The sequence below is a fragment of the Amycolatopsis sp. NPDC051371 genome, assembly GCF_040682155.1.
Lineage (GTDB): Bacteria > Actinomycetota > Actinomycetes > Mycobacteriales > Pseudonocardiaceae > Amycolatopsis.
The window spans coordinates 427,315-442,025 of sequence record NZ_JBFBAG010000002.1 but is presented as its reverse complement, the minus strand read 5'-3'; the positions used below and the strand labels follow the sequence as shown (position 1 = coordinate 442,025).

Sequence of the window (14,711 nt, the reverse complement as noted above, 5' to 3'; positions counted from 1 at the left end):
TACCACTCGATGACCATCCTTCGATTCTGCGTCCTCGGCGACTCCTTGGCGGCTGGCGTCGGCAGCACCCACTCCCAAGACACGCTCGGGCAGCGGCTCGCCCGGCAGCTGCGTGCGGCGGGCCACGTCGTGGACCTGCACGGTTTCGGCGTGCCCGGCGCCCGGTCCGCCGACCTGGAACGCCAGGTCGGCGTCGCGCTCCGCACGGGCGTGGACCTGGCGCTGATCGTGATCGGTGCGAACGACCTCGCGGGGCTGGTCCCGCCGGCGGTCGCCGCCGGGCAGCTGCACGACGCGGTGGCCCGGCTGGTCCGCGCCGGCGCGCGCGTCGTCGTGGTCCCGGCGCCCGATCTGGGGATCGTGTCGCGGGTGCCGGGGGCGTACCGGCACCTGGTCTCCGCGGCGAGCGGTCAGTACGCGCAGGCGCAGACCGAGGCGGCCATCCGGGCGGGCGGCGCCGTGGCGGCTCCCGGGCCCCAGCTCACCGCCCGCTTCGCGGCCGAGCCCTCGCTGTTCTCGGCGGACCGGTTCCACCCGTCGTCCGCCGGGTACGGGGTGATCGCGGACGCCTTGGCGCCCCACGTGCTGGCCGTGGCGGCCGACCTCGCCGCGTAACCTCGCGCTCATGAGCACGCTCCCGGCCATCCCGGTCCTCGTCCGCACCTGGTTCGGCGACGACGCCGCCTGGGCCGCCCTGGCCGAGGAGGTCCGGACGCCCAGCGAAGACGGCTTCCTGGCCAACGTGACGCCGGTGGACGACCCGGCGTTCGAAGACCTGGGCGTGGCAGCGTTGCGGGCGAAGCAAACGGCCGGGCCGATCGTCTCCTTCCTCGCCGACGAGAAGACCCTGACCGAGGCCGAGCGCCCCATCCTGGCCGTGTGGGTGCTTCCGCGCCGGGACGGCGACAAGCGCGACCTCGAGCCGTTCCGGGTGGTGCCCGCCGCGCTGTGGAGCGTGGAGAACAACATCAACCTGGCGAACATGGACTGGGCGGACTTCACCGGCTCGGCCGGCGCGGACGGCGTCTTCCGCGGGTTCTGACGTCAGTACACCGAGCGCAGCAGCTCGGCCACCTGCGCCTCCGACGGCAACCGCGGCGCGTTCCGGGTGACGGCGTCGGCCACCGCGGCCGCCGCGATCACCGGGATGTCGCCGCGGGTCACGCCGAGTTCGCGCAGCGGGCGCCTGATCTCGATCGTCCCCGCGATCTCCCGGACCGCCGCGATCGCCGCGCCCGGCCGGTCCGATGTCGGCGGCAGGTGCAGCGCGCGGGCTGTCGCTTCGTACGCCGAAGCCGCGGCCGGAGCGCTGAACACCAGCACCTCCTCCAGCACCGCCGCCAGCGCGACGCCGTGCGAAGTGCCCGTGTGCGCGGTCAGCGCGTGCCCGATGCCGTGGACCAGCCCGAGCCCGGAGAGTGTCAGCGCGTGCCCGGCCAGGTGCGCGCCGAGCATCAGCCCGGACCGCGCCTCCAGGTCGCCGCCGTCGCGGTAGGCCACCGGGAGCCAGCGCCCGACCAGGCTCACCGCCTGCGTCGCGTAGGCCGCGGAAAGCGGCGTCGACCCGCGTGACGCCAGGGACTCGATGCCGTGGACCAGGGCGTCCAGCCCGGTGGCGGCCGTGACGCGGGCGGGCAGGCCGAGCGTCAGTTCCGGGTCCAGGACGGCGATCCGCGGTTTCACCGACGAGTGTCCGATGTAGACCTTCCGGCGGGCGCACCGGTCTTCGGTGACGCCGAACCCGTTGGTCTCGGCGCCGGTGCCGGCCGTGGTCGGCACCGCGATCAGGGGCAAGCCGTCGTCCGCGTCCCACAGCCGGTCCGCGTCGGCGGCGGCCGCGCCCGGGTTGCCGGCGAGCAGGGAGATGCTTTTCGCCGCGTCCAGGGCCGATCCGCCGCCGAGCGCGAGCACGACGGCAACGCCGAACTCGCGCAGGCGGGCGGCCCCGCGGTCGAGCTCCGCCGTCGATGGGTTCGGGCCGACGTCCTCGTGGACGGCGTGCTCGATCCCTGCGGCGGCCAGGATCTTCTCGACGCGCCCGACGATCCCGGTGGCCCGCAGGCCGCGGTCGGTGACCACGAAAACCCTGGTGTGGCCCAGGGAATCGATGAAACGGGGCAGCTCGGCCACAACACCGGGCCCGTATTCGGTGCGGCCGGTGGGTCCCGGTTCGCCCCCGTGGTGGGTCAGATCCGCCATCGCCGCACCGCCTCTTCGTCGAGTTCGATGCCCAGGCCGGGCCGCCGCGGGACCTCCAGCTCGCCGGCCGCGGTGATCATCACGGGCTCGGCCAGCATGAAGTCGCGGCGTTCGGGCGTCCAGCCGGGCGGGTCCCACGGGAACTCGAAGTACGGGCCGCCGCCGACGCCGGCCGAGACGTGCAGGTTGGCCAGCACGCCGATGCCGTTGGTCCAGCTGTGCGGGGTGAACGCGCGGTGCTTGAGCTGCGCGAGCTCGGCCACGGTCCGGGCGCGGTGCAGGCCGACGGCGAGCACGACGTCCGGCTGGTAGACGTCGAGGACGTCTTCTTCGAGGTAGCGCAGGAGCTCCGGCACCGAGTGCTGCATCTCCCCCGCCGCGATCCGCACGCCGGGGTTCTCCGCGCGGAGCGTCTTGAAGCCGTCGAGATCGGGGTAGGGCAAAGGTTCCTCGACCCAGAAGACGTCCAGCTCGGCCAGCCGGCGCACCAGCTTGCGGGTCTTGGCCAGGTCGGACGCGGCGCTCGTGTCGCCCGCCATCCGCCAGGACTGGTTGAGGTCCACCATGATCTCGAAGTCCGGGCCGAGTGCCTCGCGGACGGCTCTTACGGTGGCGACACCGTCGTTCACGTGGTCGCGGTCGATGCGGATCTTCATGGCGCGAAACCCGGCTTCCCGGGCGCGCAGGGCCGTTTCGACCCGCTCCTCCGGCGGTTTCAGCTCGGCGGAGGAGGCGTACGCGCGCAGCGAGCGGGCGGCGTTGCCGAACAGCGTCGCCACCGGCAAGCCCACGACCTGCCCGAAGATGTCCCAGAGGGCGGCTTCGAGGGGCCAGAACCGGCCGCCGTGGAAGTCGGCCGTCTCGATGGCCTTGACGTGCCGGACGATGTCGAGGGGGTCCTCGCCGAGGAACAGGTGCTCGACGGCTTCGAAGCCGGCCATGGTGTCGCCGGAGCCGATGCCGGTGACGCCGTCGTCGGTGTGGACGCGCACGATCGTGGCGTCGAAGTGGCGGCGCGGGTCCGGGTCCCAGGCCGCGTGCAGCGGCGGGTCCAGCTCGAGCCGCAGCCGGTCGAGGGTGATGGCGGTGATCTTCATCGGGTCACCAGTCCGGGCGAGGGGACGCGAAGGTCATGAGTGCTCCCGGTCGGCGGTGGGGTGCGGCGGGATCGACGGTACGAGCGTTCGGAAACAGCGGGCAAGGGACGGCGGGACATCGCAACACGGGTTGCGCCGGCGCCAACCGCGGACGGTCATCGGGGTCCGGAGAAGTGGCCGTTCGCACGGCCGCCACGCACCCGCACCGCCGGTGGTCGCGCGGCAGTGGGCCGCGGCCGCACGACGTCACTCGCCAGGACCGCGCTTGCTACTTTCCCCCCATGGCACTCGCGGACGACACCCGGCACCAGGGGCACGGCCTCCGCCGCGACCTCGACCTGCTGGAAGCGCTCGCCTCGCCCGAAGCGCAGCGCGCGGGCGAACTGGGCGTCGTACGGCTCTCGCAGCTCACCGGGCGGGAGAAGAGCCAGGTCTCGCGGGCGCTCAAGGCGCTCGCCGAAGAGGGCGTCGTCGAGCGCGATCCCGACACGCTCGGGTACCGGCTCGGCTGGCGGTTGTTCTCGCTCGTCGCCCGGACCGTCGAAGACCGCCTCGTCCGGGCCGCCGAGCCGGTGATGCGGGAACTGTCCGCCGAACTCGAAGAGACCAACCACCTCTGCGTCCTGCGCGACCAGGAGGTGCTGACCCTGCTGTCGGTGTCCGGGCACTCCTTCCGCGTGCACGACTGGGAGGGGCGCGGCGTCCCGGCGCAGTGCACGTCGGCGGGGCGCGTCCTGCTGCTCGACGCGTCCCCGGATGACCTGTACATCCGGTTTCCCGCACCGGCGGCGCACCACCCGCTGTCCGAAGTGCACACCTTGCCCGAGCTTTGGGCGAGGATCCAGCAAGCCCGCCGGGACGGCTACGCCCGCGTCCGCGAGGAGTTCGAGGAGGGTCTCGTCGGGGTTTCGGCGCCGATCCGGGACTTCCGCGGCCGGGTCGTCGCCGCGCTGAACGTCTCCGCACCCGCCGCACGGCTCGGCGAGCGCCTCGACGCCGCGGGCCGCGTCACCGCGGAAGCCGCCGCGCGGGTCTCCGCGCACCTCGGCTGGGAGGAGCGCCCGAAACCGCCGCCCACCGCCCGGCTCACCTGAGCGTCCTCCACAGTGGACGGTCGGCCGTCGTTGCCGTGCGGCCTCCCCCTCGAGAGGGGACGGCTCATACCTCGGCGGGAGGTCGCGCCGCGCCGGCCCGGACAGACTCGGCTCATGACCGCACCACTCACCGGCTCGCCCACCGTCCGCGACGGCCGTCGCCCACCGCGGTGGGCCGTCCTCGCCGCCCACGCCGTCCCGCTGGTCACCCTGCCGTCCGGGATCTGGCGGCTCTTCCTCGCCGCCGGCGTCGACCTCGGCCTGCGGCCGTACCACGCGATCGGGTTCGGCGAAGCCTGTTACATCGTCGGGCTGAGCGTCGTGTCCGAAGCGCTGGCCCTGCTCACGCTCGGCCTCGTCCGGCCGTGGGGCGAGCGCGTCCCCCGGTGGATCCCGATGCTCGGCGGCCGCCGGGTCGCGCCGTACGCCGCGATCGTCCCGGCGGTCGCCGGGGCGCTCGCGCTGGCGGTCATCTGGGCGTACGCCTTCCGCGACTTCCCCGGCCTCGGGGCCGTGACGTTCGCCGGTCCGGGCTGGCACGTCCTGCTCGTCGCCTGTTACCTGCCGCTGCTGCTCTGGGCACCGCTGCTGGCCGCCGTCACGTGGGCGTACTGGCGCCGGCGGTGCCACGGCGGGCAGGTGTAGCCGCCGGGCGGATCGGGTACCTCTCCGCGCACATCCTCGGAGGGAGCCGACATGGGTATTCTGATCGGACTGCTGGTGGTCTGGGCCATTCTCGCCGTCCTCGGCATCGTCATCAAGGGCCTCTTCTGGCTGATCATCGTCGGCGCGGTGCTGTTCGTCGCGACCGCGGTGATCGGTTTCGTCAAGCGGGAGGCTCTCGGCCGCCGGCATTGACGGCAAAACCGGCCGACATCACGTTTCAGCGCCGGAAACGGCGATTCGATCAGCGAGTCACCCGAAAGCGTGCTATTCGATCACTATGACCGAATCACCGAACTACCCGAACTATCCCGAATCCGCCGCCGCCGGGCAGCCGGCGGCCGCTCCCGCGCGGCCCTCCACGGTCGAAGGTGCTTTCTGGGCGTTCATCGCGTCGACCGTCATCGGGCTCGTCGGCGGTTTCCTGATCTTCGCCAGCCGTGACTCGATCGCCGACACGTTGCGCAATTCGAACAGACAAAGCGGCGGCAGCCTGACCGACGCGCAGATCGACCAGGCGGTGACCCTGACGATGATCGTCGCGCTCGTGATCGCCGTGATCATCGCCGCGCTCTACCTACTGTTCGCGTTCAAACTGCGGGCCGGCCGGAACTGGGCGCGGATCGTGCTGACGGTGATCACCGCGCTGCAGCTGATTTCGCTGCTGGCGGGGCAGAGCACGATCCTGGGGTACATCAGCGTGGTCGCCGCCGTCGTCGGTGTCGTGCTGTCGTTCATGACGCCGTCGAACGCCTACTTCTCCGCGGGCAAAGTAGTCCGCTAGGACGACCGGACCGGGCCTGCCACACCGTTGGCGGGCCCGGTCAGCCGCCCGCGTGCTCGATCACGAACGCCGTCAGGAAGCCGAGCGTGGCGAGCAGGCCCGTGTACAACTCGGTGCGCTCGAAGGCCTCCGGGATCATCGTGTCGGCGATCATGGCCAGGATCGCCCCCGCGGCCACCGCCGTGATCGCCGCGATCGTGGCGGGCGACGCCGACCGCAGCAGGACGTTCCCCAGCAACGCCGCGGCGCCGCTGGCGAGCGCGATGCCACTCCAGACCCCGAAAACGTAGCCGGGGCCGCGTCCGGCGCTCTTCATGCCCGCCGCGCTGGACAGGCCTTCCGGGACGTTCGAGATGAACACCGCCGCCAGCACGGTGAGCCCGACTCCCCTGCCGCCGAGCAGGGACACGCCGAGCACGACCGACTCGGGTATGCCGTCGAGCAGCGCTCCGACCGCGATGGCCGCGCCACTGCCCGCACTGTCCTGTTCGGACGGTTGCTGCCCGCCGGAACGCTTGCGGTGCCGGGCCCCTCGCCGCGCGAGGACGACGTTGATCGCGACGTACACGACCGCTCCACCCAGGAAACCGCCCGCGGTCGGCCAGAGCCCGCCGGAGCGCTGCGCCTCGTCGACCAGGTCGAAGGCCAGCGCGGAGATGAGCACCCCCGCCCCGAACGCCATGATCCCGGCGACGACGCGCCGCGACACGCGGACCCACCACGCGACCGAGGCGCCCAGCACCAGCGCGATCCCGCCGACGAGACCCCACAGCCCCGCTTCCACCCACTCCGGCACGAAAGCCACCTTTCGCCGACGTCATGATCCCCCGGTGGGCTACCCACCGCGCCGCCGGTTCAGTCCGCGGGAATCACGCGCGCTCGGCTGACCGGATCCGGTCAGCGGCCGTCCCAGGGGCGGCCGGCCAGCAGGTTCGTCACCCAGCGCAGCGCGGTCTCGCAGAGCGCCGCTTCGGCGCCGCGCCGATGGGCGACCACGTCGTCGTCGCACCAGAGCATCAACGCCGTCGAGCCGCCCGCCGTCGGGGTCAGCCCGACCACCCAGCGCCGGCCGCCCAGGGCGAGGACGCGCTCGGCCGTGCTCCAGCGCCCGCGCGAGCCGGTCACCGTCCACGCCGACATCCGGGCGAGCTCCGCGACCGTCCTCGCGCCGCCTTCATTCCGGCCGTTCATGCCGCAACTGTCGCACGGCAGGACCGCCCGGGGCGGGAACACCGGGCCGGTGCTACCGGCCGGTCGAGCCGTCGATCAGCTCGCGCAGGATGTCGGCGTGGCCGGCGTGGCGGCCGGTTTCCTCGATCATGTGGACCAGGGCCCAGCGCATCGACGGCGGCGTGCCGGTGGGACGGGCCACCGGCTCGGTCAGGTCGGTGCACGCGTCGATGACCGCGTTGGCCTCCTCGACGGCGGCGCGGTAGCCCGCCAGGAGCGAGGCGGCCGTCTCCCGCGGACGCGGCCGGAACGTGCCGGGCCAGTCGGTCGTGCGCTCGCCGAGGAACGTGAAGCGCTCGACGTGGGTCAGGTGCCGCACGAGGCCCAGCAGCGACGTGCCCGACGGCACGCCGGGCGTCCGGACCTGCGGTTCCGGGACACCCTCGGCCTTGGCGGCCACCGCGGCGCGCAGCTGGTCGAGGAAGCCGCGCAGCACGTCCTTCTCGCCGGGGCCGGTCCGCGGGGGCGGGGTGTCGCGCCGGCGGGGCGTGGCGGTCATCGGGCGCGGCGGATCAGCAGCAGGTGGTCGACGACGTCGGCGACCTGGCCGCCGGGCCCGGTGGCGCGGCGGGACAGCGCGTCGGCGCGCTCGACGGTCCATTCCCCGGGGTCGAGTTCCAGCGATCGACCCACCTCGTGCGCGGCGGGGAACCGCGCGTCCTGGTCCCACGACCACGGCGCGACGGATCCGTGGTCGACGACCAGCAGCCGGCCACCCGGGGACAACGCTTCCGCGGCCCGCCGCAGGACCCGAGCACGCGGCAGGGCGAACGGCGTGTGCAGGTAGTGCGCCGAGACGAGGTCGAACCGGCCCGAGGGGAAGGTCTCGGCCAGGTCGCGGCGCTCGGCGGTGACCCGGTCGCCGAGCCCGAGTTCCCGGGCCAGGCCGGCGAGGCGGGCGATCGCGATGCCGGAGACGTCGGCCGCGGTCACGCGCCAACCGCGGCGGGCGAGCCACAGCGTGTCGCCGCCGGCGCCGCTCCCCAGGTCGAGCGCCGTCCCGGGGTCCAGATCCGTCACGACCTCGGTGAGCCGGACGTTCGCACGGGGATCGGCTCGCGGCGTCGCATAGTGGGCGTCCCAGAACTCGGTGGTGGTCATGGGACCCACCGTGCTCCGGCCGTGCCGAGGTGGCACGGTTTCTTGCGGTTTCGGCAAGATGGCCGGGTGACCGACGACTTCGAGGACGTCCTGCACGCCGTCGGCCCGCGGCTGCGGGCCCTGCGCCGCGCCCGCGGCCTCACACTGGCCGAAGTGGCCGTGACCACCGGGGTGTCGGAGAGCACGCTGTCCCGGCTGGAGAGCGGGCAGCGGCGGGCCAGCCTGGAGCTGCTCCTGCCGCTGGCCCGCGCCTACCGCGTCCCGCTCGACGACCTCGTCGGCGCGCCGCGCACCGGCGACCCGCGTGTCCACCTCACGCCGATCCACCGCCACGGCATGACGTTCGTGCCGCTGTCGCGGCGGCCGGGCGGCATGCAGGCGTACAAGATGCTGATCCCCGGCAGCGACCACCCGCTCGAACCGGACCACCAGACCCACGATGGCCACGAGTGGCTCTACGTGCTCCACGGACACCTGCGGCTGGTCCTCGGCGAGCACGACCTGGTGCTGCCCGCGGGCGAGGCCGCGGAGTTCGACACGACTCTCCCCCACTGGCTGGGGAGCGCCGACGGGAAGGCCGTCGAGCTGCTCATCCTCTTCGGGCAGCACGGCGAACGGGCCCACCTGCGCGCCCGCGCAGCCCGTGACTGAGCGGGTGTCCGGACCGTGTCAGCCCGGTGTCAGGTGTCCCGGCGAACGTGATCACAACGCACCACCGGGCCACACACAAGGGGAACCGCCATGACCGTCTTCACCACGCCGCAGCCGATCACCGCCACGCTGACCACCGCCGGCGCCCACGTGCGGATCGCCGCGAGCGACCGGCCGGACACGGTCGTGCGGGTCGAACCCGTGAACGGCGCGAGCAAGTCCGACGTGAAGGTCGCCGAGCAGACCGAAGTCGCCTTCGCCGCCGGGGAGCTGTCGATCAAGACGAACAAGCCCGGCGCCAAGGGCGGTTCGGTCGCCATCACGATCGAGCTGCCGGCCGGGTCGGCGCTGGTGCTGGAGACGGCCTGGACGGACGTGCACGCCGAGGGCCGGCTCGGCGCCTGCGAGCTGGACGTGGCCTCGGGAGAGGTCCGGCTCGGCCACGTCGGCGCGCTGCGAGGCCGGCTCTCGGCCGGAGAGGTCGCGGTCGGCCACGTCGCCGGGACCGCCGAAGTCGACGGCGGCGCGGCCGGCGTGCGGATCGGCGAGGTCGAGGGCTCGCTGCGGTACGTGGGTTCGACCGGGCAGGTGTGGATCGGCCACGCCCGCTCCGGCGTCGACCTCAACGGGTCCGGCGGCGGCTTCGCCGTCGACCGCGCCGACGGCGATGTCTTCGCCCGCGCGGCGAACTGCCCGATCCGGATCGGGCGCATGACGAGCGGCCGGGCGGACCTGACCAATGCCGCCGGCGGCATCGAAGTCGGTATCGCCGACGGGACCGCCGCGTCGGTGGACGCGTACAGCACGAAGGGCACGGTGCGCAACTCCCTGCCGGAGCACGCGGGCGAGTCGGCGGACCAGGTCGAGATCCTCGCCCGCACGCGCCTCGGCGACATCGTCATCCACCGCGCCTGACGGCTTCGCGCGGCCGGGATCGATTTCCGGGGAATCGTCCGGCGAGCACACTCCCGGCCGCGCGAACTCCCAGGGTTCTCCCAGAACCTCCCAGGGACCGGCCAGGCGGGCGGGCCAGGCTCGCCGCCATGACGACCATCGAGATTCGCGGCCTGACCAAGCGGTACGGCCCCGACACCGTCGTGGACGACCTGTCGTTCACCGTCGAACCCGGGCAGGTCACCGGGTTCCTCGGGCCGAACGGGGCCGGCAAGTCCACGACCATGAAGATGATCCTGGGCCTCGCGGCGCCGACACGGGGGTCGGTCACCGTCGGCGGGCGCCGCTACCGCGACCTTCCCGTGCCGCTGACCGAGGTCGGCGCCCTGCTCGACGCGGGGGCCGTCCACGGTGGCCGGAAGGCCTGCGACCACCTGCTGGCGCTCGCGGTGAGCAACGGGCTCCCCCGGCGCCGGGTCGCCGAGGTGCTCGCCCGGACCGGGCTGGAAGGCGTGGCCGGCAAGCGGGCCGGCGGGTTCTCCCTCGGCATGCGGCAGCGCCTCGGCATCGCGGCGGCGCTGCTCGGCGACCCGCGCGTGCTGATCTTCGACGAGCCGGTGAACGGGCTCGATCCCGAAGGCATCCGGTGGATCCGCGACTTCATGCGCTCCCTGGCCCGCGAGGGCCGGTCCGTGCTGGTGTCCAGCCACCTGATGAGCGAGATGGCGCAGACCGCGGACCACCTGGTCGTCATCGGCCGGGGCCGGCTCGTCGCCGACACCGCCGTCAGCGAACTCGTGCGCGGTGAGGGCACCGTGCTCGTCCGCACGCCCGACCCGGGCTTCGCGCGTCTGCTCGCCACCGCCGGGGCCACCGTGCGCGAAGGGGTCGAGGCCTCGCTCGTCGTCTCCGGCATGACCGGCACGGAGATCGGCAAGCTCGCGGCCTACCACGGCGTCGCGCTCGCCGAGCTGACCCCGCAGCGCGTCTCGCTCGAGGACGCCTTCATGGAGCTGACCAAGGACAGCGTCGAGTACGAGGGAGCCGTCGCATGAGTTTCGCCCATTCCCTCCACGCCGAGTGGATCAAGCTCCGCAGCCTGCGCTCGACCTGGTACACCCTGGCGTGCCTGCTCGTGGTCGGACTCGGCATCACGGCCCTCACCACGAACGCCGCCGGGAGCCAGTACGCCGACGATCCGCGGGCTTGGGATCCCACCGCCTTCAGCCTCAAGTGCTACGTCGTCGCGCAGCTGGTCATCGGGGTGCTGGGCATCCTCGCCGTCACCGGCGAGCACGCGACCGGGCTGATGCGGACGTCCTTGACCGCCACGCCCCGCCGGCACCGGCTGCTGGCGGCGAAGGTGGTCGTGGCCGTCGGCGTCGCCGTGGTGGCGGGCCAGGTCCTGATGTTCGCCGCTTTCCTGCTCTGCCAAACCGTGCTGACCGCGAAGGACGTGCCGCACGCGCGGCTCGGCGATCCCGGCGTGCTCGCGGCCGTGACCGGCGGCGGGCTCTACCTCGCGGCGATCGCGCTGCTCGCGATCGCGCTCGGCACGCTCGTGCGAGCCACCGCGGGCGCGCTGGCCACCCTCGTCGGGATCGTCTTCCTGATGCCCGGCGTCGCGGGCCTCTTCCCGGTGTGGCTGCGCTGGATCTTCCACTACTGGCCGACGCTCGGCCCGGCCGCGGTCCTCACGACGGTCCCCGACCCGGAGTTCCCGCACCCCTGGCTGAACCTGGCCGGGATGTGCCTCGGCGTCGCGGCGGTCCTGGCCGTCGCGTTCGCGGTCTTCCGGCGCCGGGACGTCTGATGCGGGAGGTGGCCCGGGGCCTGGCCGCCGCCGTCGCCGCGCTGTTCGCGATGGCCGGGGTCGCGGCGGCCGGCCTGGCGCTGCTCGGCACCGGCGGCGTCGGGCTCACCGCGGCGGTGGTCGCTTCGGCCGTGGGCGGCCGGGTGGAGGTCGAGGCGATGCCGGCCGGGGTGCTCCCGGTCGCCGTGCGGGGCGAGCTGCACGTCATCCCGCTCGGGCTTTCCCTTGCGGGGGCGATGGTCCTGGGGTGGCTGCTGCTGCGCCGCCGTGACGACGGGCTGCTCGTCCGCGGCGCCGCGGCGGCAGTGGCCTTTCCCGCAGCACTGACCGCGATCGCGTTGCTCGCCAAGGGAAAGCCGCCGCTCCCGGAGGGTATCGGCGGGGGCTGCGTTTCGGCCGGGCCGCGGCTGCCCTGGTCCGGTCACTTGGACGCCGGATTCTCCGTGGCCGTCGGGCCGGCGGTGCTCGGCGGCGTGGTCTGGGCGCTCGTGGTCGTCGGCGTGTGCTGGCTCGTCGCGCGGTTTCCCTTTGTCGCGAAGGGTTTCCGCGCTGCGCGGTGGCCGTCGGCCGGGCTCGTGGTCGTGTGCCTGGCCGCCGCTTGGACGTTCGGCGGCGCCCCGGCGGCCGGAGGTGTCCTGCTCGTCCTCCCCCAGCTGGTGTCCGGTGCGGTACTGCTGGGTCTCGGCGTGCCGTGGACGGTGGACACCACGGGTGCGCTGTCCTGCGTCCCGGACATCGGGCACTTCACGCCGGGGCTCTGGGTGTCCGGCGCGCTCCTGCTGGGCTGCGGCATCGCAGTCGCCGTTCGCCGTCGCCCACTGCGCCGAGCGGCGGCGGCCGGTGCGGTGGTGGGTGGCGTATCGACCGTCATGACGCTGCTGTCGCACGTTTCGCTCGACGTCGCCGTGACCGCGTTCGGCTTCTCGGTCCCGGTGCTGGACGCGCGGCTCACGGCGAACCCGCTGCTCGCCCTCCTGGCCGGCGCGCTGGCCGGGTTCGCGGGCTGCCTGCTCGTCGACGCGATCTCCGTATCCTCGCGGGCATGGAAGCGATGACGCCTCGCGGCGGCGCCGAGCGGCTGCTCGTGGTGGACGACGAAGCCACCGTCCGCGAGCTGCTTTCCGCCGCGCTCCGGTTCGCCGGTTTCCGGGTGACGTCCGCGGCGACGGCGGGCGAAGCCGTCGCCGCGGCCACCGAAGAGCCGCCCGACCTGGTGCTGCTGGACGTCATGCTGCCGGACATGGACGGCTTCGAAGTCGTCCGGCGGCTGCGCGAGCAGCGCCGGCCGGTGCCCGTCCTGTTCCTCACGGCGCGGGACGGGCAAGCCGACAAGGTCACCGGCCTGTCCCTGGGCGCCGACGACTACGTGACGAAGCCGTTCGACCTGGCGGAGCTGATCGCGCGGATCCGCGCGATCCTCCGCCGGACCGCGGGGCACCCGGCCGACGTGCTGGCGGTGGGCACCCTCACCCTCGACGCCGAAGGCCACCAGGTGACGCGCGCGGGACGGCCCGTGCGCGTGTCCGCCACCGAGTTCCGGTTGCTGCGCTACCTGCTGGAGAACGCCGGCCGCGTGGTGTCCAAGGCGCAGATCCTCGACCGCGTGTGGCGCGACGACTTCGGCGGTGACGCCAGCATCGTCGACACCTACATCTCCTACCTGCGCCGGAAAGTCGACACCGAGGAGCCCAAGCTGATCCACACCGTGCACGGCGTCGGCTACGTGCTGCGGGAGCCCCGGCGGTGAGGCGGCTGTCGCTGCGGGCCCGGCTGCTCCTGCTCACCGCGGGCCTGCTGCTGGCCGGCCTGACCCTCGTCAGCGCGCTGGTCTCCGATCAGCTCGAGCGCTTCCAGCTCGACCGGCTCGACGGCCAGCTGCGCTCGATGACCGAGCTCATCTCCCTCGCCGCGGGCCCGCCGCCGACCGGGCAGCCCGCCGTGCGTCCCGACCTCCTCGACCCCGCGCTCGACCTCTTCGGCACGCCGTACTTCCTCTACCTGGATGCCAGTGGCGCGGTGGCCGGCGGCTTGCACTCCTCGCGGGTGGCCGGCCAGGCGCTGCCGCCCCTCGACGCGTTGCGCACCGTCCCGACCGACGGGACCGCCGTCGACCTGCGGGCCGCCGACGGGTCGCAGCGCTGGCGGGCCATCGCGCGGCCCGCCGTCCGCTGGGGCGGGAAGGTGGTTTCGGCCGCGCCGCTCGCCGAGGCCGACGCGACGATCACCCAGCTGCGGGTGAGCAGCCTGGTCACCGGGGCCGGGCTGCTGGTCGTGCTGACCGTGGCCGGCTGGTTCGCCCTCGGCCGGGGCCTGCGCCCGCTGCGCCGGATCGAGCACACCGCGGCCGCGATCGCCGGCGGCGACCTCACCCGGCGCGTGCCGGGCCTGGCGCCGCCCCGGACGGAGATCGGGCACCTCGCGGCGTCGCTCAACACCATGCTCGGCCAGCTGGAGGAGGCCTTCGCCGACCGGGCGGCGTCCGAGGCGCGGATGCGCACGTTCGTAGCGGACGTCAGCCACGAGCTGCGCACGCCGCTGTTCGGCATCAAGGGGTCGACGGAGCTCTACCGGATGGGCGCGCTGCCCGAAGCGTCCGATGTGGACGACGCGATGCGCCGCATCGACCGCGAGGCCACCCGGCTCACGGCGCTGACCGAGGACCTGCTGCTGCTCGCCCAGCTCGACGAGGCACCCGAGGAGCAGCTCGACCGCGCGCCGATGGACCTGCGCACCCTCGCCGGCGACGCCCGCCACGACCTGCGAGCCCTCGACCCGTCCCGCGAGGTCTCCCTGACCGGGCCGGACGGCGCCGGGCTGCCGGGCCCGGCCCCGGTCGACGGGGACGAAGCGCGGCTGCGGCAGGTCGTCACGAACCTGGTCGGCAACGCGGCCGCGCACACCCCGCCGGGCACACCCGTCCGCATCGGCGTCGGCACGGCGGCGGGCCGGGCGGTGCTGGAGGTGGTCGACGAGGGCCCGGGCATGACGGCCGAGCAAGCGGAGAAGGTGTTCAACCGGTTCTACCGGGCCGACCGGTCCCGGACCCGGTCCGGTGGCGCGGACGCGGGTCTGGGGCTCTCGATCGCCCGGTCGTTGGCCCGGGCGCACGGCGGTGACGTCGAGCTGGAGACCGTCCTGGGTGAAGGCGCCCGCTTCCGGCTCGCGGTGCCGCTGCTGGAGTGAGG

General features: G+C 73.7%; 19 protein-coding genes. 13 read left to right on the top strand and 6 right to left on the bottom strand.

Annotated elements, in window-relative coordinates; all coding sequences use genetic code 11:
- The first annotated feature begins 9 nt into the window (after positions 1–9).
- Together AB0M59_RS04340 and AB0M59_RS04335 are read left to right on the top strand one after the other, a co-directional pair.
- A complete protein-coding gene (locus AB0M59_RS04340; protein WP_364608431.1) occupies positions 10–615 on the top strand; it encodes an SGNH/GDSL hydrolase family protein in 606 nt (201 codons plus the stop codon).
- A 10-nt stretch (positions 616–625) separates the two neighbouring features.
- A complete protein-coding gene (locus AB0M59_RS04335; RefSeq protein ID WP_364608428.1) occupies positions 626–1,042 on the top strand; it encodes a hypothetical protein in 417 nt (138 codons plus the stop codon).
- Between the two features lie 2 nt (positions 1,043–1,044).
- Here AB0M59_RS04335 and AB0M59_RS04330 read toward each other — a convergent pair whose 3' ends face one another.
- Entirely contained in the window at positions 1,045–2,199 is a 1,155-nt protein-coding gene (locus AB0M59_RS04330) for an iron-containing alcohol dehydrogenase (RefSeq protein ID WP_364608425.1), read from the bottom strand.
- Positions 2,187–3,296, bottom strand: coding sequence for a mandelate racemase/muconate lactonizing enzyme family protein (locus AB0M59_RS04325; RefSeq protein ID WP_364608422.1), 1,110 nt, complete (start codon positions 3,294–3,296; stop codon positions 2,187–2,189). Before AB0M59_RS04325 ends, AB0M59_RS04330 begins: the two co-directional genes overlap by 13 nt.
- Positions 3,297–3,577: 281 nt before the next feature.
- Between AB0M59_RS04325 and AB0M59_RS04320 the strand changes: the two genes are divergently transcribed.
- The 4 genes from AB0M59_RS04320 (at position 3,578) to AB0M59_RS04305 (ending at position 5,837) form a co-directional block, all read left to right on the top strand.
- A complete protein-coding gene (locus AB0M59_RS04320; RefSeq protein WP_364608419.1) occupies positions 3,578–4,390 on the top strand; it encodes an IclR family transcriptional regulator in 813 nt (270 codons plus the stop codon).
- Positions 4,391–4,504: 114 nt separating this feature from the next.
- On the top strand, positions 4,505–5,035 hold the full coding sequence (locus tag AB0M59_RS04315) for a hypothetical protein (protein ID WP_364608416.1): 531 nt from the start codon (positions 4,505–4,507) through the stop codon (positions 5,033–5,035).
- 51 nt (positions 5,036–5,086) lie between these two features.
- The gene (locus AB0M59_RS04310) at positions 5,087–5,248 is read left to right on the top strand and encodes a hypothetical protein (RefSeq protein ID WP_364608413.1); all 162 of its coding nucleotides are present in this window, start codon (positions 5,087–5,089) and stop codon (positions 5,246–5,248) included.
- 85 nt (positions 5,249–5,333) lie between these two features.
- Positions 5,334–5,837, top strand: coding sequence for a hypothetical protein (locus AB0M59_RS04305; RefSeq protein ID WP_364608410.1), 504 nt, complete (start codon positions 5,334–5,336; stop codon positions 5,835–5,837).
- A 40-nt stretch (positions 5,838–5,877) separates the two neighbouring features.
- Here AB0M59_RS04305 and AB0M59_RS04300 read toward each other — a convergent pair whose 3' ends face one another.
- The 4 genes from AB0M59_RS04300 to AB0M59_RS04285 all read right to left on the bottom strand — a co-directional run bounded on the left by AB0M59_RS04300 (position 5,878) and on the right by AB0M59_RS04285 (position 8,168).
- Complete coding sequence (locus AB0M59_RS04300) at positions 5,878–6,633, bottom strand: ZIP family zinc transporter (RefSeq protein WP_364608407.1); 756 nt, start codon at positions 6,631–6,633, stop codon at positions 5,878–5,880.
- A 101-nt stretch (positions 6,634–6,734) separates the two neighbouring features.
- Positions 6,735–7,028 carry a hypothetical protein gene (locus AB0M59_RS04295; protein WP_364608404.1) on the bottom strand — a complete coding sequence of 98 codons (294 nt, stop codon included), beginning with the start codon at positions 7,026–7,028 and terminating at the stop codon, positions 6,735–6,737.
- 52 nt (positions 7,029–7,080) lie between these two features.
- Positions 7,081–7,566, bottom strand: a complete 486-nt coding sequence (locus AB0M59_RS04290; RefSeq protein WP_364608401.1) for a DinB family protein — start codon at positions 7,564–7,566, stop codon at positions 7,081–7,083.
- The gene (locus tag AB0M59_RS04285) at positions 7,563–8,168 is read right to left on the bottom strand and encodes a class I SAM-dependent methyltransferase (RefSeq protein ID WP_364608398.1); all 606 of its coding nucleotides are present in this window, start codon (positions 8,166–8,168) and stop codon (positions 7,563–7,565) included. The genes AB0M59_RS04290 and AB0M59_RS04285 overlap by 4 nt, the downstream gene beginning before the upstream one ends.
- Positions 8,169–8,234: 66 nt before the next feature.
- Between AB0M59_RS04285 and AB0M59_RS04280 the strand changes: the two genes are divergently transcribed.
- The 7 genes from AB0M59_RS04280 to AB0M59_RS04250 all read left to right on the top strand — a co-directional run bounded on the left by AB0M59_RS04280 (position 8,235) and on the right by AB0M59_RS04250 (position 14,709).
- A complete protein-coding gene (locus AB0M59_RS04280) occupies positions 8,235–8,819 on the top strand; it encodes an XRE family transcriptional regulator (RefSeq protein ID WP_364608395.1) in 585 nt (194 codons plus the stop codon).
- A gap of 90 nt (positions 8,820–8,909) precedes the next feature.
- The gene (locus tag AB0M59_RS04275) at positions 8,910–9,734 is read left to right on the top strand and encodes a hypothetical protein (protein ID WP_364608392.1); all 825 of its coding nucleotides are present in this window, start codon (positions 8,910–8,912) and stop codon (positions 9,732–9,734) included.
- A 128-nt stretch (positions 9,735–9,862) separates the two neighbouring features.
- Complete coding sequence (locus AB0M59_RS04270) at positions 9,863–10,768, top strand: ATP-binding cassette domain-containing protein (protein WP_364608389.1); 906 nt, start codon at positions 9,863–9,865, stop codon at positions 10,766–10,768.
- A complete protein-coding gene (locus tag AB0M59_RS04265) occupies positions 10,765–11,526 on the top strand; it encodes an ABC transporter permease (RefSeq protein WP_364608386.1) in 762 nt (253 codons plus the stop codon). Before AB0M59_RS04270 ends, AB0M59_RS04265 begins: the two co-directional genes overlap by 4 nt.
- Entirely contained in the window at positions 11,526–12,581 is a 1,056-nt protein-coding gene (locus AB0M59_RS04260) for a streptophobe family protein (protein WP_364608383.1), read from the top strand. The genes AB0M59_RS04265 and AB0M59_RS04260 overlap by 1 nt, the downstream gene beginning before the upstream one ends.
- Complete coding sequence (locus AB0M59_RS04255; RefSeq protein ID WP_364608512.1) at positions 12,578–13,273, top strand: response regulator transcription factor; 696 nt, start codon at positions 12,578–12,580, stop codon at positions 13,271–13,273. Before AB0M59_RS04260 ends, AB0M59_RS04255 begins: the two co-directional genes overlap by 4 nt.
- Entirely contained in the window at positions 13,270–14,709 is a 1,440-nt protein-coding gene (locus AB0M59_RS04250) for a HAMP domain-containing sensor histidine kinase (protein ID WP_364608380.1), read from the top strand. The genes AB0M59_RS04255 and AB0M59_RS04250 overlap by 4 nt, the downstream gene beginning before the upstream one ends.
- Positions 14,710–14,711: the final 2 nt, after the last annotated feature.